General features: G+C 71.5%; 17 protein-coding genes. 7 read left to right on the forward strand and 10 right to left on the reverse strand.

Annotated features, from left to right (window positions below; all coding sequences use genetic code 11):
- The 5 genes from PLJ28_RS12385 to PLJ28_RS12405 all read right to left on the reverse strand — a co-directional run.
- Positions 1-400: ABC transporter permease (locus tag PLJ28_RS12385; protein ID WP_324590185.1), on the reverse strand; the 400-nt coding region annotated here is incomplete at its 3' end.
- On the reverse strand, positions 397-1,317 hold the full coding sequence (locus PLJ28_RS12390; protein ID WP_183523516.1) for an ABC transporter ATP-binding protein: 921 nt from the start codon (positions 1,315-1,317) through the stop codon (positions 397-399). The genes PLJ28_RS12385 and PLJ28_RS12390, both read right to left, overlap by 4 nt.
- Before the next feature lie 106 nt (positions 1,318-1,423).
- Positions 1,424-2,527 (reverse strand): tryptophan--tRNA ligase, encoded by a 1,104-nt coding sequence (gene trpS, locus PLJ28_RS12395; RefSeq protein ID WP_010145542.1) that lies wholly within the window; start codon positions 2,525-2,527, stop codon positions 1,424-1,426.
- Between the two features lie 16 nt (positions 2,528-2,543).
- Positions 2,544-3,392: an exodeoxyribonuclease III gene (locus PLJ28_RS12400; protein WP_183528129.1), complete on the reverse strand. Its 849-nt coding sequence runs from the start codon at positions 3,390-3,392 to the stop codon at positions 2,544-2,546.
- 126 nt (positions 3,393-3,518) lie between these two features.
- The gene (locus PLJ28_RS12405) at positions 3,519-4,130 is read right to left on the reverse strand and encodes a hypothetical protein (RefSeq protein ID WP_255459372.1); all 612 of its coding nucleotides are present in this window, start codon (positions 4,128-4,130) and stop codon (positions 3,519-3,521) included.
- A 145-nt stretch (positions 4,131-4,275) separates the two neighbouring features.
- Between PLJ28_RS12405 and PLJ28_RS12410 the strand changes: the two genes are divergently transcribed.
- Together PLJ28_RS12410 and PLJ28_RS12415 are read left to right on the forward strand one after the other, a co-directional pair.
- Positions 4,276-5,574, forward strand: a complete 1,299-nt coding sequence (locus PLJ28_RS12410; protein ID WP_324590186.1) for an MFS transporter — start codon at positions 4,276-4,278, stop codon at positions 5,572-5,574.
- On the forward strand, positions 5,571-7,094 hold the full coding sequence (locus PLJ28_RS12415; protein ID WP_183523512.1) for an MFS transporter: 1,524 nt from the start codon (positions 5,571-5,573) through the stop codon (positions 7,092-7,094). Before PLJ28_RS12410 ends, PLJ28_RS12415 begins: the two co-directional genes overlap by 4 nt.
- Before the next feature lie 5 nt (positions 7,095-7,099).
- On the opposite strand, the gene PLJ28_RS12420 is transcribed toward PLJ28_RS12415, so the two are convergent.
- The gene (locus tag PLJ28_RS12420; RefSeq protein WP_183523510.1) at positions 7,100-8,947 is read right to left on the reverse strand and encodes an ABC transporter permease; all 1,848 of its coding nucleotides are present in this window, start codon (positions 8,945-8,947) and stop codon (positions 7,100-7,102) included.
- Positions 8,940-9,929, reverse strand: a complete 990-nt coding sequence (locus tag PLJ28_RS12425; RefSeq protein ID WP_183528126.1) for an ABC transporter ATP-binding protein — start codon at positions 9,927-9,929, stop codon at positions 8,940-8,942. Before PLJ28_RS12425 ends, PLJ28_RS12420 begins: the two co-directional genes overlap by 8 nt.
- 290 nt (positions 9,930-10,219) lie before the next feature.
- On the opposite strand from PLJ28_RS12425, the gene PLJ28_RS12430 reads away from it, so the two are divergent.
- The gene (locus tag PLJ28_RS12430) at positions 10,220-11,581 is read left to right on the forward strand and encodes an MFS transporter (protein WP_183523508.1); all 1,362 of its coding nucleotides are present in this window, start codon (positions 10,220-10,222) and stop codon (positions 11,579-11,581) included.
- Positions 11,582-11,756: 175 nt separating this feature from the next.
- Here PLJ28_RS12430 and PLJ28_RS12435 read toward each other — a convergent pair whose 3' ends face one another.
- Both PLJ28_RS12435 and glyA read right to left on the reverse strand, forming a co-directional pair.
- Positions 11,757-12,665, reverse strand: a complete 909-nt coding sequence (locus PLJ28_RS12435; protein ID WP_183523506.1) for a bifunctional methylenetetrahydrofolate dehydrogenase/methenyltetrahydrofolate cyclohydrolase — start codon at positions 12,663-12,665, stop codon at positions 11,757-11,759.
- 72 nt (positions 12,666-12,737) lie between these two features.
- Positions 12,738-14,033 (reverse strand): serine hydroxymethyltransferase, encoded by a 1,296-nt coding sequence (glyA, locus tag PLJ28_RS12440; protein ID WP_183523504.1) that lies wholly within the window; start codon positions 14,031-14,033, stop codon positions 12,738-12,740.
- A gap of 197 nt (positions 14,034-14,230) precedes the next feature.
- Between glyA and PLJ28_RS12445 the strand changes: the two genes are divergently transcribed.
- The 3 genes from PLJ28_RS12445 (at position 14,231) to PLJ28_RS12455 (ending at position 17,622) form a co-directional block, all read left to right on the forward strand.
- Positions 14,231-15,445 carry an NAD(P)-binding domain-containing protein gene (locus PLJ28_RS12445; RefSeq protein ID WP_298042031.1) on the forward strand — a complete coding sequence of 405 codons (1,215 nt, stop codon included), beginning with the start codon at positions 14,231-14,233 and terminating at the stop codon, positions 15,443-15,445.
- A 77-nt stretch (positions 15,446-15,522) separates the two neighbouring features.
- Positions 15,523-16,050 (forward strand): Fur family transcriptional regulator, encoded by a 528-nt coding sequence (locus tag PLJ28_RS12450; RefSeq protein WP_298042033.1) that lies wholly within the window; start codon positions 15,523-15,525, stop codon positions 16,048-16,050.
- A 48-nt stretch (positions 16,051-16,098) separates the two neighbouring features.
- Positions 16,099-17,622: a catalase gene (locus PLJ28_RS12455; RefSeq protein ID WP_183523500.1), complete on the forward strand. Its 1,524-nt coding sequence runs from the start codon at positions 16,099-16,101 to the stop codon at positions 17,620-17,622.
- 251 nt (positions 17,623-17,873) lie between these two features.
- Here PLJ28_RS12455 and PLJ28_RS12460 read toward each other — a convergent pair whose 3' ends face one another.
- Positions 17,874-18,824 (reverse strand): serine/threonine-protein kinase, encoded by a 951-nt coding sequence (locus tag PLJ28_RS12460; protein ID WP_298042035.1) that lies wholly within the window; start codon positions 18,822-18,824, stop codon positions 17,874-17,876.
- Positions 18,825-19,091: 267 nt separating this feature from the next.
- Between PLJ28_RS12460 and PLJ28_RS12465 the strand changes: the two genes are divergently transcribed.
- Positions 19,092-19,448, forward strand: a 357-nt coding sequence (locus PLJ28_RS12465) for a formyltetrahydrofolate deformylase (protein ID WP_502877088.1), incomplete at its 3' end; no start/stop codon positions are given.

A 19,448-nucleotide genomic window follows, 5' to 3' on the forward strand; every position in this document is an offset into this window, starting at 1 on the left:
GGTCCCCGTCGGCCGTCTCCAGGTACTCGGCGGCCACGAACACGACCGGCTCCACGTTGGAGAGGTGCTCGACCCGGGCGATCGTCTCGATGTCCTCATCGGTCAGCATCGTCATCCCGAACTCACCGGTGGCCTGTGCCTCCGCGGGATCGTAGGCCACCGGACCGGAGCTGCCGGGCATCTGGGCGGTGGCGTCGACCCCGGGCATGATGGAGATCTGGTCGATCTCGCCGAAACCGGACACCATGGTGTCCACGTACTTGTTGATGCCCGCCCCGAGACCCGAGGTCAGGGTGAGGGTGAAGGCGCCGATGACGATCGCGATGACCGTCAGGAAGGTCCGGGTCTTGGACCGCATCGTGTTGCCGAGCGCGGTCCCCGCGATGTCGACGGCCCTCATGCCCGCTCCTCCCCCGCGTTATCGTCCTGGCCGGCCCTGCCGGCCGTCCCGGCGCCCGGCGCCGTCGGCCCGGCATCCGGTCCGTCCGGTCCCGATCTGTCCGGCCCCGGCTCGTTGAGTCCCGGCCCGTCCACGACGACCGGGGCCGCGTGCTTCCCGTGCCCGCCCGCCCGGCGGGAGCCCTCCCGGGACGACTGTCCGACGCCTGCCCCGGCGGAGCGCACGGCCTCACCCGAGTCATCGGCCACGATCATCCCGTCCTGCATCAGCAGGCGACGCTGGCAGCGCGCGGCGAGGTCGTCGTCGTGCGTGACGATCACGAGGGTGATGCCCCGATCCCGGTGCAGCCCGAAGAGGATGTCCTCCACGACCTCGCCCGTGGCGGTGTCCAGGTTTCCGGTGGGTTCGTCCGCGAAGAGCACGGACGGGTTGTTGACCAGGGCGCGGGCGATGCACGCGCGCTGCTTCTGGCCGCCGGAGAGGTCCGTGGCCCTGTTCCTGGCCTTGTCCGCCATGTCCAGCTGCTCCAGGACCTCCATGCCGCGCCGCCTGCGCTCGGCCGGGCCCACGCCGGCGATCTTCAGCGGCAGGATGACGTTCTCCAGCACGGTCTGGTTGGCGTTGAGAAAGAACTGCTGAAAGACGAAGCCGAAGGTCTCATTGCGCAGTTCTGAGACCTGGGCAGGCTTGAGCTGGCTGACCGGGCGGCCGTTCATGGCCACGACACCGGCCGTCGGCTCGTCCAGCAGGGCCAGCAGGTGCATCAGGGTCGACTTGCCCGAACCGGACTTGCCGACGATCGCCACCGACTCACCCTGCCGGATCTCGAAGGTCAACCCCTTGAGAGCATCGAAGCGGGACTCCCCCCGGCCGTAGACCTTGACCAGGTTCTCGGTCTCGAGAACGGCAGCTGACATGGGATTCCCTCCGTGGTTTCCGGCACCTTGCCGTTCTCATTATCCACGGGCGGAACCCCGCTCCCGGCCGGCGTCGGGCCGGTCGGGATGAACGTCCCGTGAAGCCTCAGTGCGCCGGAGGCAGGAAACCGACCTTGGCGTAGACGTCGGCCAGCACCGGGGAGGCCACCTCGCGGGCCTTGGCGGCCCCGCGGTCCAGCAGCCGGTCCAGCTCGGCCGGGTCGTCCATCAGGGCCAGGGCCCGGGTGCGGATGGGGGCCAGTCGCTCCACCACGGCCTCGGCCAGGTCGACCTTCAGGTGGCCGTACATCCTGCCGGCGTAGGCCTCCTCCAGTTCCGGCACGGACCGTTCGGACACCGCTGCCAGGATGGACAGCAGGTTGGACACCCCGGGCTTGGCCTCGCGGTCGAAGCGGATCTCCGTGCCGTCGTCGGTGACGGCGGACTTGATCCGCTTGGCGATGACCTTGGGCTCGTCGAGGATGTTGATCAGCCCGTTCTGGGACTCCGCGGACTTGGACATCTTCGCCAGCGGGTTCTGCAGGTCGTAGATCCGGGCCCCGTTGACCGGGTAGAAGCCCTCCGGCACCACGAAGGTCTCCCCGTAGCGGGAGTTGAACCGCTGGGCCAGGTCGCGGGTGAGTTCCACGTGCTGGCGCTGGTCGTCCCCCACGGGCACGCCGTGCGGCTGGTACAGCAGGATGTCCGCGGCCATGAGCATGGGATAGGCCAGCAGCCCGACGCCGGCCGCCTCGGCCCCCTGCTTGGAGGCCTTGTCCTTGAACTGGGTCATCCGCTGGGCCTCGCCCATGCCGGTCATGCACATCAGCACCCAGGCCAGCTGGGCGTGCTCGGGCACCTGGGACTGGACGAACAGGGTGGAGCGCTCGGGGTCGATGCCGGCGGCGATGTACTGGGCGGCGGCCACCCGGGTGCGCTTCACCAGGGCCTCGGGATCCTGGGGCACCGTGATGGCGTGCAGGTCCGGGATGAAGAAGTAGGCGTCGAAGTCGTCCTGGACCTTAACCCAGTTGACCAGGGCGCCCAGGTAGTTGCCCAGGTGCAGCGAGTCAGCGGACGGCTGCATGCCGGACAGCACGCGGTGCCGGGTTCCGGCGCCCGCGAGGTGGGCCGTGGAGGCGGTGTCCCGGGCCAGGACGTCGGCGGGCGTCGGGCGGGCGGGGGTACGGGGAGTGGTCGTCTCGGTCATCTCGGCTCCTGAGTGCTCAGAACTGGTAGTCGACCACGAGCGGGGCGTGGTCGGAGAAGCGGGTGTCCCAGCTGGGGGCGCGGTCCACGACCGCGGTGGTCGCCCTGGCGGCCAGCTCGGGGGTGGCCATGTGGTAGTCGATGCGCCAGCCGGCGTCGTTGTCGAAGGCCTGGCCGCGCATGGACCACCACGTGTAGGGCCCGTCCACGTCTCCGGCGAGGTCGCGGTGCACGTCCCGGTAGCCGATCTCCTCGCCGAAGAAGCGGTCGAAGTAGGCGCGCTCCTCCGGGAGAAAACCGGCCTTCTTGACGTTGCCCTTCCAGTTCTTGATGTCCCGCTCGGTGTGGCCGACGTTCAGGTCACCGGTGATGAGGGCGTAGTCCTTCTCGGAGCGCAGTTCGGGCAGGTGCCGGATCATCTCCTCGAGGAACCGGTACTTGTCCACCTGTTTGGGCGTGCCCACGTCACCGGAGTGCACGTAGGCGGAGACCACGGTGAGGACCTTGCCGTCCGGGGCCGTCAGGTCGGCCTCGATCCACCGGCCGGCATCGTGGAAGTACGGGTCCCCGATCCCGACGCGCACCTCCTGCGGTTCCAGGACGGAGGCGATGGCGACTCCGGCCCGGCCCTTGGCGGCGGCCTCGGTCTCCACCACGTGCCAGTCCTGGCCGGTGATGTCCTCCAGCAGGTCCTCCACGATCTGGCGCGGGGCGCGGACCTCCTGCAGGGTCAGCACGTCGACGCCGCGTCCGGCGAACCACGCGCCCATCCCCTTGCGGTGGGCGGCGCGGATGCCGTTGACGTTCACGGTGGCCACGCGCAGCGCGCCGGGCGCCTTGGGGGCGTTGGCGTTGGCGTGGACCACGGGCGCGGCGTCGCTCGTCTCGGTCCCGGTGGGTTCGGTCTGGCTCGGTGCGGCAGCGGAGGAAGTCACGCGTTCCAGCCTATCGCCGACCGCGCAGCGGCGAGGCCGCGGGCCGGCGGCGCCGGTTCAGTTGATGACCTCGCCGGAGATCGGGCCCTCGGGCCCCGCGCCGGGGCCGCGTCCGGAACCGGAGCCCGACGCCGGCCGCCCGGGTCCGGCGGTGCCGGCACCGGACTCCTTGAGCATGTCGCGCGCGTTGGAGGCGGTGATGTGGATGGTCTCCAGGGCGCGGGCGACCATGTCCGTGTCGGCGGCCTCGCCCTTGTCCATCTCCTCGGTGACCACGCGCACCTGCACCTGGACGATCTTGAAGGAGTGGTCCAGCTTGGTGTCCCGCATCGGGTCCGCGGCGGCCCGGCCGGCATCCACCCGGGTGGTGGGAGCCTCGGGGATCCGCGGGGCCAGGGAGGCGGACATGTCCTTCATCCGCCGGTCCACGGACTTGGCACCGCGGCGCACGCCCAGCACCACCAGGACCGCCAGCAGCAGCCAGCCGGCGGAGATGACCACGAGCAGCCAGCCGATGACGTCGTTCTGGTTGGCCGCGAACAGCAACGCCACGAGCAGGACGCCCACCATCACGGCGAACGTGATGCCGCTGCCCTTCGAGGCCCAGTTCCGGGTCCGGCTGCCCGGCCTGCTGTCATGACGGGGGGATCCACTCTCCACTGCTTGCATGCCCCGATTATCCCGCACCCGTGGCACCGCCGTCGCATCCCGTGGCCGACCGCCCCGGCCCGGCGCCCCAATGCCTATCCTGTGAGGTATGTCCCGCATCCCCTCGACGCCCGGTTCCGGGCCGGCCCCGGCCCCGCCAGCGGGGATGCCCCTCTGGAACCGGGGGTTCGTGCTGGCCTGCCTGGCCAACGTGATGATGTTCTTCAACATCCACTTCCTGCTCTCCACGGTGGCCGGCTTCGTGGTGGGCCGGTTCCTGGTGGGCGACTCGGTCGGCGGGGCCGTGGCCTCCGTGTTCATCGTGGGCACGCTCGTCTCCCGGTTCTTCGCGGGCCCCCTCATCGAGAGGTTCGGCGCCCGGCCGCTGCTGCTGGTCTCCTTCGCGGCGTTCGTGGCCGCTCCCCTGCTGTACTGGGCCTCGCCCACCGTCGGCCTGTTGCTGCTGGTGCGCACGGTCCACGGCGTGACGTTCGGCGTGGGCTCGTCGGTGATCGCGGCCACCGCCGTCAACCGGATCCCCGGGACGCGGTTGTCCGAGGGCACCAGCCACTATTCCTCCTCCACGCTGATCGGTGTCGCGGCCGGCCCGATGATCGGCCTGGCGCTGTCCGGGACCGACTTCGGCGTCATGGCCGTCACCGCCTCCGCAGTGTCCCTGCTCGGCCTGCTCATCGCGCTGGCCATGGACTACAGCCCCAGGGATGCCCATGCCGGCGCGCGGGAGCCCTCCGGCACGGACCACCCTGCCGGCACCGAGGCCCGGGCCGCTGCGGAGGGTGGCCGGCCCCGGCCCGGCTGGGCGCGGTTCGTGGAGCCCGGCGCGCTGCCCGCCGCGCTGATCGGCGCCCTGTACTCCCTGGGCTATGCCGGCATCGTCACCTTCCTGGCCTCCCTCACCCAGGAGCGCGGCTTCGGGGCCTCGGCCAGCCTGTTCTTCGGCGTGTACGCGGTGACGGTGCTGGTCTCCCGCCTGTTCACCGGAACGCTCATGGACCGCCGGGGCGCCAACGTGGTGATGCTGCCGGCGTTCGTGCTGTTCGCCGCGGGCCTGGCCGTCATCGCCGTCGCCCCGAACGTCGCGGTGCTGCTGCTGGCCGCCGTGCTCGTGGGGCTGGGCTACGGCCAGCTCCTGTCCGCGGGTCAGGTCATCTGCGTCACCCAGGTGCCCCGCGAGAGGGCCGGCATGGGCGCCTCGACCTTCTTCCTGGGAATCGACGCCGGCATGGGCCTGGGCCCGCTACTGGCCGGTATCCTCGTCCAGGGGCAGGGAACCGCCGGGTTGTACTGGACCCTCGCGGCCTTCCTGCTGGTCCTGGTCCCGGTGTACTGGCTCGTCCAGGGCCGCCGCCTGCGCCGCCCCGCCGTCCCCGTTGCGCCGCCCCCGCCGCCGGCACCCGCCTCAGCCGCCGCACCCCCACCTGCACCGTCCCAGGAGAATCCGTGACCACACCGCCCGCCGGCCCGCCACCCGCCCGCGGCCCCGGCGCCGGCGCCGCCCTGCCCCCGGGCGGGGCACGGATCCTCACGGTGCTGCTGGTGCCGCTGTTCATGTCCCTGATGAGCGTGAGCATCGTCAACGTCGCCCTGCCGGCGATCGAGCAGGACCTGGGCGCGAGCGCCGCCGACCTGCAGTGGGTGCTGGCCGGATACTCGCTGGCCTTCGGGGTGTCCATGGTGCCCGCCGGCCGGGCGGGCGACCTCTGGGGGCGCAAGCCACTCTTCATCGGCGGGATCCTCGTCTTCGTCACCGGTTCCCTGGCCTCGGGACTGGCCGGTGACCCGCTGGTGCTGAACCTCGCCCGGATCCTGATGGGCCTGGGATCGGGGTTGCTCAACCCCCAGATCATCGGGATCATCCAGAACGTCTTCCACGGCCGCGCGCGCGGACGGGCCTACGGGATGCTCGGCACCATCGTGGGGCTCGGGGTGAGCATCGGTCCCACGCTGGGCGGGGTCTTCGTCGACGTGCTCGGCCCGGAGTGGGGCTGGCGCGCCACCTTCCTGGTCAACGTGCCCATCGGGCTACTCGCGGCCGCCCTGACGGCGTACTGGCTGCACCCGCCGGCGCGGCCTCGGTCGGCGGAGGCGGACCGCTCCCTGGCCGCCCTCGATCCGGTGGGCGCGCTGCTGCTGGCCGCGGCCGTCGTCGGGATCATGGTGCCGTTCATCCTGCCGGGCACCTGGTACCTGCTGGCCGCCTCGGCCGCCTTCGCCGGGCTCTGGTGGTGGTGGGAGGCGCGGATGAAGTCCCGTCAGGCGGTCACGGGCCGCGCTCCCATGGTGGACCCCTCGCTGTTCCGCATCCCCTCGTTCACGATCGGCACGGTGGCCACGGCGGCCTTCCTGGCCGCGACCCCCGGGCTCTGGGCCGTCCAGGCCATGGTCACCCAGCAGGGCCTGGGACTGCCGGCCCTGGCCGCGGGCCTGACCAGCCTGCCCGCGTCCCTGCTGATCATGGTGCTCTCCCCCACCATCGGCGGATTCGTCCACCGCCTCGGTCCGGTGTTCGTGGTGGCCGGTTCGCTCCTGTCCCTGGTGGCCATGGCCCTGGGCGGGACTGCCTTCCAGCGGATCGCCGCCGGTGAGTGGCCGTACTGGACCCTGGCCGCCGCCCTGGCGCTGCTGGGCCCTGCCCAGGCGCTGGTGATGACCAGCACCCAGGTGCTGACCATGCACGACGTCCCGCTGCGCGCGGCCGGAGCGGCCGGCGGGGTCTCCCAGACCGCCCAGCGCGTGATGACGGCCATCGGCCTGTCCGCCGTGACCGCGGCCTTCTACGCCGCGCTCGGCGTCCGGGGCGACGGGGCGGAACCGGGACAGCTGGTCTACGGGGAGGCCGCCGTGGCCGCCGTGGCGGTGGTGGCCGGCTTCCTGTCCGTCACGCTGCTCGCGGGCGTCGTCGACCTGCTCCGGCGCCGGCGCAACGGGACCCTGTCCCTGCCGGACGACTCCCCCGCCGGCTGACCGGTTCAGCGCAGGAACAGCGCCCGCAGCCGGTGCGAGGTGAACACCAGGCCGAGGACGATCATCACCGCGAAGTACAGCACGTGCACGGCCGTGAACGGGGTGAGGACCCCCACGCTCAGCTGGCGCATCAGCTCCACCCCGTGCCACAGGGGGAGGGCCTGGATCAGCCACTGCACCGCCTGCGGGTAGACGGACAGCGGGAAGAACGTGGCCGAGAACAGGAACATCGGCATCAGCACCAGCATGATCCAGTCCATCTGCTGGAAGGTCGTCAGGTAGCTGGTCACGGCCATGCCGACCGCCGCGAACGCGAAGGCGATCAGCACCGCGGCCGGGATCAGCAGTACCGCCCACCAGCTGGCCACCAGCCCCAGGCCGGCCATCACCACCAGGAACGCCACCGAGTACAGCCCGCCCCGGATCAGGGCCATGGTGATCTCCCCCAGCGCCACGTCCACCGGGCCGAGGGAGGTGTTGAGCATGGTCTGGTAGAGCTTGGACATCCGCATCCGGAAGAACACGTTCCAGGTGGAGTCGTAGATCGCCCCGTTCATGGCGGAGACGGCCAGCAGTGCCGGGGCGATGTACTGCCCGTAGCCGACCGGCCCGCCCGGCCCCTCGACCTGCCCGACCAGCCCGCCCAGCCCCAGGCCCAGGCTGAGAAGGTACAGCACCGGTTCGAAGAAGCCGGAGGCGAAGATCGCCCAGTTGGAGGTCTTCAACGCCCGGAAGCCTCGCTCCAGCACGGCCCGGACGTTGCCGCCGTACATCCCGGCCCCGGGTCCGGTGCGCACCCGGATCGGGGGCATCGCCGGGACGGTCCGGTCCGCGCCCGTGTCCTCCGCCGGGGTGGCGCTGTCCGCGGTCCGGATCCGTGCCCACCCGGCACGCAGGTGGGCGATCCCGCGCCGGCCGGCGGGGACGGCGTCGGGATCCTCCCGGCCCGGCACCCATCCCAGCCGGCGGGTGTAGATCCTGTGCACGAGCGCCCATCCGGTGGCCGTGAGCACGAGCAGGTAGGCCACGTGCAGCACGGTCAGCCAGACGGGTTCGTCCAGGCCGTACGAGGCCACCCGGCCCAGCTGGGCGGCGTGCCACTGCGGGGAGAGCCAGCCGATCCACTGCAGCACCGGTGGCAGCGTGGCCAGGGGGTAGAACGTCCCGGAGAACAGGAACAGCGGCATGATCAGGAACCGCTGGAGCAGGGCGTACTGGCCGGCGTCCCGCTTCAGGGAGGCGGAGAAGGCCATGATGGGCAGGCCGATGGCCAGCCCGCCGAGCGTGCCGGTGATGACCTGGACCCAGCCCCAGGGACTGCTCACCACCCCGAAGGCGAGCATGACCACCAGGAACAGCGCCGACTGGACCACGAAGCGCAGCAGCACGGCGAGGACGTGGCCGGCCGCGATCTGCCAGGGCTGCAGCGGCGAGGCCTGCGGGGCGTAGTAGAGCCGGTGCCACGTGAAGCCGTCCATGACCGGGTAGGTGAACTCGACCGCGGCGGCCATCAGGGTGCCCGCGGCCAGTAGGGCCGGGGCGATGAACGCCGCGTAGCCGACGCCGTCCAGGACCTGCTCGCCCCCGTCGATCAGCGAGGCCAGGCCCACGCCCATGGCGAGCAGGTAGACCAGCGGCTCGCCCAGCGCCTCGAACACGATCACCGCGCCGTACTTGCGCATGGTCCGCAGGTAGTGCTCGGCGTAGTACCAGGGCCCGGTCCGGCGCGCCCGGGCGGCGGACTCGGCCGGTGTCAGGGGCAGCCTCCCGCTGCGATGGACCCGTTCCACGAGGACGGCCTCGGGGTCCGCCGTCCCCCCGGGCTGCCGTACCGGGGCGGGCGGCTCAGTCAACGAGGCTCCGACCTGTCAGGGTGAGGAACACGTCCTCCAGGGAGGACCGGCGCACCAGGGAGGTGACCGGTTCCAGGCCCAGGCCGGCGACCGCCTCCAGCGCCGCCTCGCCATCGCGGGCGTAGACCAGGACCCGGTCCGGCAGGGACTCGATCCGGTCCGCCAGCGGGGCACCCGTCACGGTGGGGCGGCCGGGCAGTTCGCGCTCCAGCCGGGCCGCGACCGCGGCGTTGCGGTCCGCGCCGAACCGCACCTCGAGCACCTCCCGGCTGGAGTGCCGGCGGATGAGCTGGGCCGGGGACCCCTCGGCCATGATCCGCCCCCGGTCCACCACGATCAGCCGGTCGCACAGCTGCTCGGCCTCGTCCATGTAGTGCGTGGTGAGCACCAGCGTGGTGCCCTGCTCCTTGAGCCGGAACAGCCGGTCCCAGAGGATGTGCCGTGCCTGCGGGTCCAGTCCGGTGGTGGGTTCGTCCAGCAGCAGGATCCGCGGCTCGTTGACCAGTCCGCGGGCGATCACCAGGCGGCGCTTCATGCCGCCGGAGAGGTCGTCGACCTTCGTGTCCGCACGGTCCGTGAGCTGGGCGAACTCCAGCAGCTCCATGGCCTTGGGCCGCAGGTAGGAGTACGGCAGGCCGAAGTACCGGCCGTAGACGATCAGGTTGTCCCGGACCGTGAGCTCCTCGTCCAGGTTGTCCCGCTGCGGCACCACACCCAGGTGCGCCCGCACCTCCGGGCCCTTGCGCTCCGGGTCCAGGCCCATGATGGACAGGGTCCCGGCCGTGCGCTGGGAGACGCCGCCGATCATCCGCATGACCGTGGACTTGCCCGCCCCGTTGGGGCCGAGCAGTCCGAAGGACTCCCCCGGGCGCACGGCGAAGTCGATGCCGTCCACGGCGGTGAAGTCCCCGTAGCGCTTGACCAGCCCCCGGGCCTCGATCACGGCGGCAGGAGGCCCCGCGGGCACGCCGGTCACCGCCACCGACCCCGCGCGACGGGCGTCACGGGACTCACGTCTCACCTGCGCGATCCTAGACCAGCGGGTGGCCGCTCGGCATCGTCCCGGGCGCCGGGGCGGCGGCCCAACGCGCCGCGGTCCTGCATCGCGGCCTCATGACACGACGGTGACAGGGGTCTCACTCCTGCGAGACCAGGATCATATACGATCTGTGGGTCGGCGTGACGGGTCTCACGGCCCCCGCCACCGGTCCACGAGGCCGGCCACCTGAACATCCACCACCGAGGTTTCCAGACGTGACAGCTTCCAGCACCATGACCAGGCCCCGTGCCAATCAGCGGCGGGTCGCCGCGGCCACCCTGGTCGGCACCACCGTCGAGTGGTACGACTTCTTCATCTACGCCACCATCGCCGCGCTGGTGTTCGGTGACCTGTTCTTCGCCCCTGCGGGCGCGGGCTTCAGCCAGATCATCACCTTCGCCTCGGTCGGCATCTCCTTCCTCTTCCGTCCCCTCGGGGCGTTCCTGGCGGGCCACTACGGGGACAAGCTCGGCCGGAAGGTGATCCTCGTGGTCACCCTGGTCATGATGGGCGGGGCCACCACGCTGATCGGCCTGCTGCCCACCTTCGAGGCGATCGGCATCGCCGCGCCGCTGCTGCTCCTGTTGCTGCGCGTCCTGCAGGGCATCTCCGCCGGCGGCGAATGGGGCGGTGCGGTCCTCATGGCCGTGGAGCACGCCCCCGCCGAGCGTCGCGGCCTGGCCGGTGCCGTCCCGCAGCTCGGCGTGCCCCTGGGCCTGCTCCTGGCCACCGGCGTGACGGCGCTGATGACCGGTGTGGTCTCCCCCGGTGCTGCCTTCGTGGAATGGGGCTGGCGCTGGCCGTTCATCGCCTCGATCGTGCTCATCGCCGTCGGCTACCTGGTGCGGGTCGCCGTGGACGAGTCCCCCGTGTTCCAGGAGATCGCCGAGGCCAAGCAGCGCGAGTCCGTGCCCGTCGTCGAGCTGTTCCGCAAGCACTGGCACCTGGTGCTCATCGCGGCCCTGGTCTTCGTCGGGAACAACGCCGTCGGCTACATGTCGACGGGCGGGTTCATCCCGTCCTACGCGACGGGCGAGGCCGTCGGCCTGGACTCCACCGACGTGCTGGTGGCGATGACGTTCGCCGCCGCCGTGTGGTTCTGCTCGACCCTGGCAGCCGGCCTGCTCTCGGACCGGATCGGCCGCAAGCTGACCTACCAGATCGGCTACGCGTGGCTGGCCCTGTGCGTCTTCCCGCTGTTCTGGCTGATCAACACCGGCGAGCTGGGCATGCTGTACCTGGCCCTGTTCCTGGTCTGCATCGGCACCGGCCTGACCTACGGCCCCCAGGCGGCGCTGTACTCCGAGCTGTTCCCGGCCTCGGTGCGCTTCTCCGGGGTGTCCATCTCGTATGCGATCGGCGCGATCCTCGGTGGCGCCTTCGCCCCGATGATCGCCCAGGCCCTCCTGGAACGGACGGGCGGCTCCACGGCGATCTCCGTCTACCTCCTGGTGGCGGTCCTTGTGGCGCTGGCGGCCGTGAGCCTCGTGCGCGACCGCCGGGGCATCGACCTGTCCATCCACAACCAGGCCGAGCAGGAGACCGGCGCCACGGTCTTCGGCCCGGCTCCGGCGCCGCAGAAGGTCTCCGCCTGAACCCGCCCCCCGGCCCGGCCGGGACGACGCCGAAGGCCGGCCCTCCCCGTCAGGGGTGGGCCGGCCTTCGGCGTGTTCGCCCGGATTCATCGCAGGATGGACGCATCACCATGTCCTGCCGGGATGACCAGTCCATCGGGGCATGAAGAATGCTCCCGCCGGCGCCCCGCGCGGTTCAGTCCCGCTCGGGCTCCGTCCAGCCGCCGGCGGCCGCGGCGCGCTCGGCGGCCTCGACCACGTTGGCCAGCAGCATCACCCGGGTCATCGGGCCGACACCGCCGGGGTTCGGGGCCATCCAGGACGCCTTCTCGGCCACGCCGGGGTCCACGTCGCCGGTGATCCGGGCCTTGCCGTCCTCGCCCTCGACGCGGGAGACGCCCACGTCCAGCACGATCACCCCGTCCTTGACGTCCTCCGGCCGGACCATGTGGGCCACCCCGGCCGCGGCGATGATGACGTCCGCGCGGGCCAGTTCGGCCTTGAGGTCCTTCGTGCCGGTGTGGGCCAGCACCACGGTGGCGTTGACGTCACGGCGGGTCAGCACGAGCCCGGCGGGTCGGCCGATGGTCACACCGCGGCCGATCACCAGGACCACCTTGCCGTTGAGATCGATGCCGTAGTGCTTCAGCAGCTCCACGCAGCCCTTGGGGGTGCACGGCAACGGCGAGTCCAGCTCCCCGCCGACCGAGGCCACCAGGCGCCCCAGGTTCATCGGATGCAGCCCGTCGGCGTCCTTGGCCGGGTCGATCGCCTCGAGGATGCGGTCGGTGTCGATGTGCTTGGGCAGCGGCAGCTGCACGATGTACCCGGTGCAGGCCTCGTCCGCGTTGAGTTCCTCGACCACGGCCAGGAGCTCCTCCTCGGTGGTCGAGGCGGGCAGGTCCTTCCGGATGGAGGCCACGCCCACCTCGGCGCAGTCGCGGTGCTTGCCCCCCACGTAGGACTGGGAACCCGGGTCCTCGCCCACCAGGATGGTGCCCAGACCGGGCACGATGCCCTGCCCGCGCAGGACCTCCACCCGCCGGGTGAGGTCCTCCTTGATGGCGGCGGCCGTGGCGCGGCCGTCGAGCTTCTGTGCGGTCATGGCTGGATCACGCTTCCTTGCGGGGGTCGGCCGAAGATATATCTATCACCATAGTGATGCGGTGGGGACGTGTCACCAGCCTTCGAGGCCCTCGTACAGGGGGAAGTCGGTGGCGAGCTTCTGCACGCGGGCCTTCAGGGCCTCCAGGTCCGGGCCCGGCTTGAGGGCCTGGGCGACGATGTCCGCCACCTCGGCGAACTCCTCGGTCCCGAAGCCGCGGGTGGCCAGGGCCGGGGTGCCGATGCGCAGGCCGGAGGTGGTCATCGGCGGGCGCGGGTCCCACGGGATGGAGTTGCGGTTGACGGTGATGCCGACCTCGTGGAGCAGGTCCTCGGCCTGGCGGCCGTCGAGCTCTGCGTGGCGCAGGTCCACCAGGATCAGGTGCACGTCGGTGCCACCGGTCAGCACGGAGACCCCGTGCTCGGTGACGTCGGCCCCCATCAGGCGCTCGGCCAGGATCTGGGCGCCCTCGATGGTGCGGCGCTGGCGCTCGGCGAACTCCTCGGAGGCGGCGATCTTGAAGGCCACGGCCTTGCCCGCGATCGCGTGCATCAGCGGGCCGCCCTGCTGACCCGGGAACACGGCCGAGTCGATCTTCTTGCGGTACTCCTCCCTGCAGAGGATGAAGCCCGAGCGGGGCCCGGCGAGGGTCTTGTGCGCGGTGGAGGTCACGACGTCGGCGTGGGGCACCGGGTTCGGGTGCAGTCCCGCGGCGACCAGCCCGGCGAAGTGGGCCATGTCCACCCAGAGCTTGGCCCCCACCTCGTCCGCGATGGAGCGGAACGCCTCGAAGTCCAGCTGGCGGGAGTAGGCGGACCAGCCCGCCACGATGACGGCCGGCTTGGCCTCGATCGCCTTCTCGCGGACCTTGTCCATGTCGATCCGGTAGGTGTCCGGTTCCACCTCGTAGGCGGCGATGTTGTAGTTCTTGCCGGAGAAGTTCAGCTTCATCCCGTGGGTCAGGTGGCCGCCGTGGGCCAGCGACAGGCCCATCAGGGTGTCCCCGGGCTGCATGAGGGCGGTCATCAGGGCCACGTTGGCTTGGGCGCCGGCGTGCGGCTGGACGTTGACGTGCTCGGCGCCGAAGAGGGCCTTGGCCCGCTCGATCGCCAGGTTCTCGGCCACGTCCACGTACTCACAGCCGCCGTAGTACCGCCGTCCGGGGTACCCCTCGGCGTACTTGTTCGTCAGCACCGAGCCCTGGGTCTCGAGGATGGCGCGCGGCACGAAGTTCTCGGAGGCGATCATCTCCAGGGTGTCCCGCTGGCGGCCCAGCTCCTGGTCCAGGACGGCCGCGATCTCGGGGTCGACGTCGGTCAGGGGACGGTTGCTGAGGGACGCGGACGTCGTGGTGTTCGGCTGGGTCACGAGAAGCTCCTGCTGGCATGGTCTGGGGATTCTGGTCTGGCGCCCGGACCCAGGCGGGCGGTCCGGTCGCCGGTCGGGGCCGACGGCGTCGGCACCACGCAGCGCCGCTTCCCGGTGGTGGTCCACCTGCGCCAGTCGCGGCCTGCGCCCCATCGTAGCGTGGTGACGGGCGCTGACCGCCTGCAATACTGCGGGACGTGACCTCCACCGAAGAGCTGCTCGACGCCGTCGTGATCGGAGCCGGCCAGGCGGGCCTGAGCGCGGCCGGGCAGCTGCTCCGCAAGCGGGTGGAGCCCGGCACCGGGTTCGTGGTGCTGGACGCCAACGACGGTCCGGGAGGGGCGTGGCGACACCGCTGGGACGCACTGACCTTCGACGCCGCACACGGGATCCATGACCTGCCCGGGATGCCGCTGGGCACGCCCGATCCCCGGGAACCGGCCAGTCGCGTGGTGTCCCGGTACTACGGCGCCTACGAGCAACAGCTGGCGCTGCCCGTGATCCGGCCGGTGGACGTGCGGAGCGTGGACCACCTCCAGGGGGTCTTCACCGTCACCGCGGCCGACGGACGGCAGTGGCGCGCCCGGACCGTGATCAATGCGACCGGCACCTGGGACAGCCCGTACGTGCCCTACTACCCGGGCATCGCCGAGTTCACCGGCCGTCAACTGCACACGCGCGGGTTCACGGCGGCCCAGGACTTCACCGGCCGGAGCGTGCTGGTGGTCGGTGGTGGCACCTCGGCCCTGCAGTTCCTGCTGCAGTTGCACGAGGCCGGCGCCACCACGGTCTGGACCACGCGCCGCGCCCCGGACTGGACGGACCGGTTCCTCGACGCCTCGTGGGGCGTGGACGTGGAGTCCTCCGTGTCCGCCCGCACCACCATGGGCCTGCCGCCGCTGTCCGTGGTCGCCGCGACCGGGCTGCCCGTCACCGACCAGTACCTGGCGGGGATCGCCGCGGGCGTGCTCGTCAGCCGGGGACCGTTGCGCCGCATCACCCCGGGTGGCGCCGTGCTGGACGGGCCGGGTCCCGACGGCGGCCGGGTCCCCTCCCAGGGCGACGTCGCCGACCGCCTGCTGGCGCCCGGGGGCTTGGCCTCCGGTGGGCTGGACCGGGTGCCCGCGCTGACCGGCCGGGCCTGCACGGCCGTGTCCGCGGAGGACCCGCTGACCACCTGGGAGACGTCGGTGGACACGATCCTGTGGGCCACGGGGTTCCGCGCCTCCCTGGATCACCTGTCCCCGCTGCACGTCCGCGAGCGCGGCGGAGGCGTGCGGATGGAGCGCGACGGCGTGACGGTGGCGAAGATGCCCGGGCTGTTCCTGGTCGGTTACGGCGCGTCGGCCTCCACGATCGGCGCCACCCGGGCCGGCCGCCGTGCGGCGGTCCAGGCCGCGGCCTGTCTCTGAGGGCGTCCCGGCCGTTCATCACCGGTTCACCGGCGGTCCTATTTATGAGTAACTCAGAATATGGCATAGTGGGGGCCATGAGTTCAGCGAGCCGGCGAGAGCCTGTCCGGGCACCGGAGGAGAGCACCGCACACGGTGCCGCCTCCCTGCCCTGGGCTGGGCGGGTGCGCTCGTCCGGCCTGCGGGTCACCAAGCAGCGACTGGCCGTCCTGGACGCCCTGGAGCGTACCCCGCACGCCACGGCGGACCAGGTGCTGGCGGCCGTGCGGCAGTCCCTGCCGGAGATCACCGTGCAGTCGGTCTACACCGTGCTGCACTCCCTGACGGACGCGGGACTGCTGCGCCAGCTGGACCTGGCCAACTCCCCGGCGCGCTACGAGACCCGGGTGGCGGACAACCACCACCATGCCGTGTGCACGGGGTGCGGTCGCATCGAGGACGTCGCCTGCGCCGTCGGGCACGCACCGTGCCTGACCCCCGCGGACGCGCACGGCATGGCCATCCGGGTGGCCGACGTCGTCTACCAGGGACTCTGCGCCGACTGCGCCGCCCAGGACGCCGGTGCCGCCGGCACCCCAAGCCCCCGGGACGCCCACCAGGGCTGACCGGACCTTCACCCACCCAACCCACCATCCCCGACCAAGGAGAACGTGATGACGGAAACCACTCCGCATGCAACGGGTTCGACCACCCAGGCCGGCATCCCCGCCGTCAGCGACCGCAACTCGCTGACCGTCGGCAGCAACGGCCCCATCGTGCTGCACGACAGCCACCTCGTGGAGACGCTGCAGCACTTCAACCGGATGAACGTGCCCGAGCGTCGGCCGCACGCCAAGGGCTCCGGCGCCTTCGGTGTCTTCGAGACCACCGAGGACGTCAGCGGCTACACCAAGGCAGCCCTGTTCCAGAAGGGCGCCAAGGTCCGCATGCTGGCCCGCTTCTCCACCGTCGCCGGCGAGCTGGGCTCCCCGGACACCTGGCGTGATGTGCGCGGCTTCGCCCTGAAGTTCTACACCGAGGAGGGCAACTTCGACCTCGTCGGCAACAACACCCCGGTCTTCTTCGTGCGCGACCCCATGAAGTTCCCGCACTTCATCCGCTCGCAGAAGCGCCTGCCGGACTCCGGCCTGCGCGACGGCACCATGCAGTGGGACTTCTGGACCAACAACCCGGAGTCGGCCCACCAGGTCACCTACCTCATGGGCGACCGCGGCCTGCCCAGCACCTGGCGCCACATGAACGGCTACGGCTCCCACACCTACATGTGGGTCAACGAGGCCGGTGAGAAGTTCTGGGTGAAGTACCACTTCGAGTCCCGCCAGGGCGTGGAGTCCCTCTCGAACGAGGAGGCCGAGCAGCTGGCCGGCGCCAACGCCGAGTACCACCGCCAGGACCTGTTCGAGGCCATCAAGCGCGGCGAGTTCCCGCAGTGGGACCTGTACGTCCAGGTCATGCCGTACGAGGAGGCCAAGACCTACCGGTTCAACCCCTTCGACCTGACCAAGACCTGGTCCAAGAAGGACTACCCGCGGATCAAGGTCGGCACCATGACCCTGAACGAGAACCCGACGAACCACTTCGCCGAGATCGAGCAGGCGGCGTTCTCCCCGGCCAACATGGTGCCGGGCATGGGCATGAGCCCGGACAAGATGCTGCTGGGCCGCAACTTCGCCTACCAGGACGCACAGCGCTACCGCATCGGCACCAACTTCCAGCAGCTGCCGGTCAACAAGCCGGTCAACGAGGTGCACACCTACAACTTCGAGGGCAACATGTGGTACGACCACTCCGGCGCCCGCCCGGTGTACGCCCCGAACTCCTTCGGCAGCTCGTGGTCGGACGAGACCGGTGCCGTGGACGTCAGCTGGGAGAACGACGGCGAGCTCGTCCGGTCGGCCTACGCCCTGCACACCGAGGACGACGACTTCGGCCAGCCCCGGACCCTGCTGAACGAGGTGTTCGACGACGCCCAGCGCGACCGCTTCGTGCAGACCGTCGCCGGAGCCCTGGACGGCGTCCAGGAGCCCGTGCTGTCCAACGCCTTCCAGTACTGGAAGAACGTGGACGCCACCATCGGCCAGCGCATCGAGGACGCCGTCAAGTCGAACCTGGACGGGGCCACCGTCCCGGGCATGGGCGTCGACGCGGGCGAGACGGTCGGGGCCTCCGCGCGCTGATCCCGCGGTCACCGCTGACCCCCGGGGCGCCGCGGCGGCCCGGGACGGCATCGCCGGCGTGACCCACCGGGACCGGACGGTCCCGCCGGGCCGGACATGAGCCGTACAAGACAAGGGCTGGTACCTGCCGTGGGCAGGTGCCAGCCCTTCGTCGTGGACCGACGGTCGGTGGCATGCCCCGCCGTGCTCCTTGGCGGTCGTTCCTCGGCGGTCGCCCGGCGGCCCGGGACGGTCTACGATCCGTCAGCGGCTCACCGTCCGGCGGCGTGGCTCCCGCCGCGACCGTCGTCGCGCGCGTCGGCCTCGTCCGCTTCGTGCGCGTCGCCGGCCTGGCCCTCCTCACCGCTCACGGGCTCGTCGGCGCGGCCTGCCTCACCCCTCGGGCGCGTCTCCTCGACCGGGGGAGCCTCCTCACCCGGGCGCGTGTCCGCCTCCGGCCGGACGTCCTCGACCGGGCGCGTGTCCACCTCCGGGCGGGTGTCCACCTCCGGGCGGGCGTCCGCCTCCGGGCGGGTGTCCGCCTCCGGGCGGGCGTCCTCGACCGATCGCGGCTCCTCGGCCGGGCGGTCGACGACCGTCTCCCCGTCTCCCGCAGACCAGTTGTCCACGTCCTGTACGACGTCGGGCTGCGACTGGGTGGGCCGATCCGCCGCCACGGGGGCAGCGTGGCGACCCTGCGGCGGTGCGGTCACGGGGTCTCCCGCGACGTCGTCCCGCCTCGCCGGGGGCTCGCCGTCCGCGTCCGGCACGCGGGCGTCGTCGTGCTCCGCCGGCAGGACGCCGGCGTGCGAGCCGGGCCGGTCCCGCTCCCCCAGCTCCTCGAGCGGGTCCGAGCCATCCCGGCGCCGGCCCTCCCGATCGGTGTCCACGGACGGGTCCTTCCGGTCCGCCTCCCGCAGCTGCGCCTCCAGCGCGCTGGCCGCGGAATCGGCCTCCTGCTGCCGCTCCTCGGCCTCGGCACGCAACTGGCGCGCGCGTTCCTCGGCGGTCTCGGCCTCGCGCTGCACGGACTCCGCCGCGCGCGCCTCCGCTGCCGCCAGTTCCTGTTGGCGCACGGCCTGCTGGCGGATCCGCTCCGCCTCCTGCCGGTCAGCCTGGCGCTTGCGGGCGCGCCGGCGGTTCCCCGCGATGACGACGATCACCACGATCAGGATGAGCACCACCAGGGCGATGATGAGCCAGAGGATCTGCTGGTCGTTCATGACGTGTCCTTCTGCAGGGGCCGGGACGACACCGGGCAGGGCCTCCGCCCGGCGTCCGTCACCGCGGCGGGGCCGTCGGTGACCTCATGCGGCCCACTGTGCCACAGGCGGCAGCCCAGCCCCATGCCTGAGCGCTTCCCCTCCTCTCCCGCCACAGACCCGCCCCTACTCGGGCGTTGCCTTCGCGTCCTCCCCGTCCGGAGTACCCTTCCCCTACACGCCGATATGTGGTGTACACCACTATGACGATAGGTATAGGATCCGAGCATGAGCGCTTCTCAGTCGACTGCGTCCCCGAGCAAGATGGTGTTGACGCTGTCCTGCACCAACACCCGAGGCATCGTCCACGCCGTCTCGGGCGCCCTGTTGTCGGTGGATGCTGACATCACCGAGTCCAAGCAGTTCGACTCCCCCGAGTCCGGCAGCTTCTTCATGCGGGTGGAGTTCAACACCGGCGAGCCGCTGGAGCGGGTCCGCGAGGCCCTGGCGCCCGTCGAGGAGCAGTTCGACATGGAGCTGGGCCTGTGGGAGGCCTCCCGGAAGACCCGCACCCTGGTCATGTGCTCCAAGGACGGGCGCACCCTCAACGACCTGCTGTTCCAGCACCGGACCGGCACGCTGCCG

Source organism: Citricoccus sp., from assembly GCF_035445025.1.
Lineage (GTDB): Bacteria > Actinomycetota > Actinomycetes > Actinomycetales > Micrococcaceae > Citricoccus.